Here is a 2,431-nt window from a genome sequence, read left to right as displayed (position 1 = left end):
AAGGGATTGTGGCTTGTTTTGGCTGCGCGCCCCGGGTTTTTTATTGTGATGCTGACGGAGCTCTGATGGACGCCTATCTGACATATGCCAGGGATCTGCTGGGTCCGACCTTGGCCGAAGCGCTGGATTTTCTCATTCTCGGCGGGCCGTCGATCTGGGCGATTGCGGCGCTTGCGGTGCTGACGCTTGCGCTGATCCTGTGGAAGGTGTGGCGGTTCTTTCTGGCGGGGGCCTGGCGTGGTGGGCGGCGGACGGAGCGGGCGATTGACCTGTGGACGGCAGGGTTGACGGGGCAGGCGGTGCAACTGCTCGAACGCCGCCGCAACCCGCGCGCCCGGGTGGCGCTTGCGGCGATGACCTCGCAGCTTGACCCCACACTGGACCAGACCGGCGCAGAGGCCGAGGCGCAGCGTGTTGCCAAGAACGAATTGTCGCGCCTGCGCGGCGGGCTCAAGGCGCTGGAGCTGTGCTCGACGATTGCGCCGCTTCTGGGCCTCTTGGGCACGGTTCTGGGCATGATCGCGGCGTTCCAGGCGCTGCAGGACGCCGGTGCGCGGGCTGATCCGGCGACCCTTGCGGGCGGCATCTGGGAGGCGCTTCTGACCACGGCGGCGGGCATGGCGGTGGCGATCCCGGCCTCGGTCGGGCTGACCTGGTTCGAAAGCGTGGTGGAACGCATGCGCCACAGCATGGAAGATTCCGCGACGCGGATCTTTTTGCGTCCGGTGGCGGGCGCTGCGGACGCCCCGCTGCAGGCCTCGATCGCCTCGTTCCGCTCTTCCGTTGCCGCCGCGGAATGAGCGTCAGTTTCGGCAGCCCGCCGGCGCCGCGTCGGCCCAACCTGACGCCGATGATCGACGTGGTGTTCCTGCTGCTGGTGTTCTTCATGCTGGCCTCGCGTTTTGGCAGCGAAAGCGCGGTCGGGCTGACGGTGGCGGGGCAGGGCAGCGGCTATTCCGGGCCACCGCGCCTGATCACCGTCTACCCTGAACGCATGACGCTGAACGGCGTGGATGTGATGGCCGAGGCCCTGCCGTCCGAGATCGAGCGGATGACCGAGGATCCCGGCGATATCATCGTGTTGCGCGCCGCAGATGAGGCACCGCTGCAGCGGATCGTGGACACGCTTGACCTGCTGGGTACCGCCGGGTTCAAGCGCGTCGTTCTGGTGGAATAACCCATGCAGATCGAGATGCCCCCGAGCCGCCCGCGCAGCGAAAATATCCTGCCGATGATCAACGTGGTCTTTCTGCTGCTGATCTTTTTCCTGATTTCCGCACGTCTGACCGCGCCCGAACCCTTTCCCGTGACGCCGCCGGTTTCCACTGCCGAGGGCGAGGCAGAGGGCGAGATCGTGCTGTTTCTGGCCGAGGACGGGCGGCTTGGTTTTCGCGAGTTTGAGGGCGAGGAGCCGGTGATGGTCGCGCTTGCCGCAGCGCGAGTGAATTTTTGCGCGCAGGCCGATTGCGCGGACGCTGCCAGTCGGCCGCCGCTGCAACTGCGCGCCGATGCCGGGGTGCCCGCGGCGCAACTGGCCCGGCTGATGCCGGTGCTTGGTGGTCTCGGGTTCGGGCGCGTCGATCTGGTGGTGACGGCGCAGTGAGATGCCCGGCGACCCCGAAATGAGGATACGTCCGTGAGACAGTACATCGAATTTCCGGTATTCACCCTGGTCGCGACCGGGGTGCTGATGCTGGGATTTTCCATTTCCCCGCCCGAGGAAGCCTCGGCTGCAGCGGGGGCGGGCGGCGCGGATCTTGTCACGATGGAGGCCTCGACCGCCAGCGTGGAGACGATGGTCGAGGACTGGCTGAAACCGCCCGATGTCGCGCAGGTGCCCGACCTGCCTGAACTGGCCGACACCCCGCCAGAGATGACACCGCCTGCCGTGACGCCCCCCACCGACGCGCCACGGATGCCGACCCCGGCGGCGCCGCTCATGGCCTTGCCGGAGCTGCCGCAGATGCCCGACACGGCGCTGGCGGAACTGCCGCCGCCGCCACCCAAGCCGGAACCGGTGCCGGAACCCGAGCCAGAAGTCGCGCGTGAACCGGAAATCACGCCGTCAGAGATCGCGCCTCAGGCGACGCAACGTCCGCAATTGCGCCCCGCTCCACCGGTCAAACCGAAACCGGTAGAGCGCCAGAAGCCCAAACCAAAGAAGAAACCACAGAAGACCCCGGCAAAAACCGCCAGCACGGCCTCTGCCGACAGCGCCGCGCAACGTGCGGCCGGGACCGGCGGCGGTGCGCAGGCCGGGCAATCGCGCGACGGACAAACCGCGACCTCCGGAAAGGCCAGGCAGAACAGCCTCAAGGCCTCCTGGGGCGCGGCGATCCGCACCCGCGTGGAACGGCTCAAACGCTATCCCAGCCGGGCCGGGCGCGCATCGGGAACGGTCGTGCTCTGGCTCAAGGTCACAAGCTCCGGC

At 67.5% G+C, this 2,431-nt stretch carries 4 protein-coding genes; all 4 read left to right on the top strand.

The window, feature by feature from the left end:
• Positions 1 to 800 (top strand): MotA/TolQ/ExbB proton channel family protein (locus tag CHB75_RS21105; RefSeq protein WP_245841107.1); only part of this gene is annotated, 800 nt, incomplete at its 5' end.
• Positions 797 to 1,177, top strand: a complete 381-nt coding sequence (locus tag CHB75_RS21100; RefSeq protein ID WP_089274124.1) for an ExbD/TolR family protein — start codon at positions 797 to 799, stop codon at positions 1,175 to 1,177. The genes CHB75_RS21105 and CHB75_RS21100, both read left to right, overlap by 4 nt.
• Positions 1,178 to 1,180: 3 nt before the next feature.
• Positions 1,181 to 1,603, top strand: a complete 423-nt coding sequence (locus CHB75_RS21095) for an ExbD/TolR family protein (RefSeq protein WP_089274122.1) — start codon at positions 1,181 to 1,183, stop codon at positions 1,601 to 1,603.
• A gap of 33 nt (positions 1,604 to 1,636) precedes the next feature.
• The coding region (locus CHB75_RS21090) for a hypothetical protein (RefSeq protein ID WP_089274120.1) at positions 1,637 to 2,431 on the top strand (795 nt) is incomplete at its 3' end.

This window comes from Puniceibacterium sediminis (genome assembly GCF_900188035.1).
Lineage (GTDB): Bacteria > Pseudomonadota > Alphaproteobacteria > Rhodobacterales > Rhodobacteraceae > Puniceibacterium > Puniceibacterium sediminis.
Note: the sequence above shows the minus strand (reverse complement) of the source record. Positions and strands in the feature narration are given on the sequence as shown.

Bases quoted from the DNA above. Each gene is read 5' to 3' on its own strand.
- CHB75_RS21100 (WP_089274124.1), top strand. From the start codon at position 797: ATGAGCGTCAGTTTCGGCAGCCCGCCGGCGCCGCGTCGGCCCAACCTG.
- CHB75_RS21095 (WP_089274122.1), top strand. From the start codon at position 1,181: ATGCAGATCGAGATGCCCCCGAGCCGCCCGCGCAGCGAAAATATCCTG.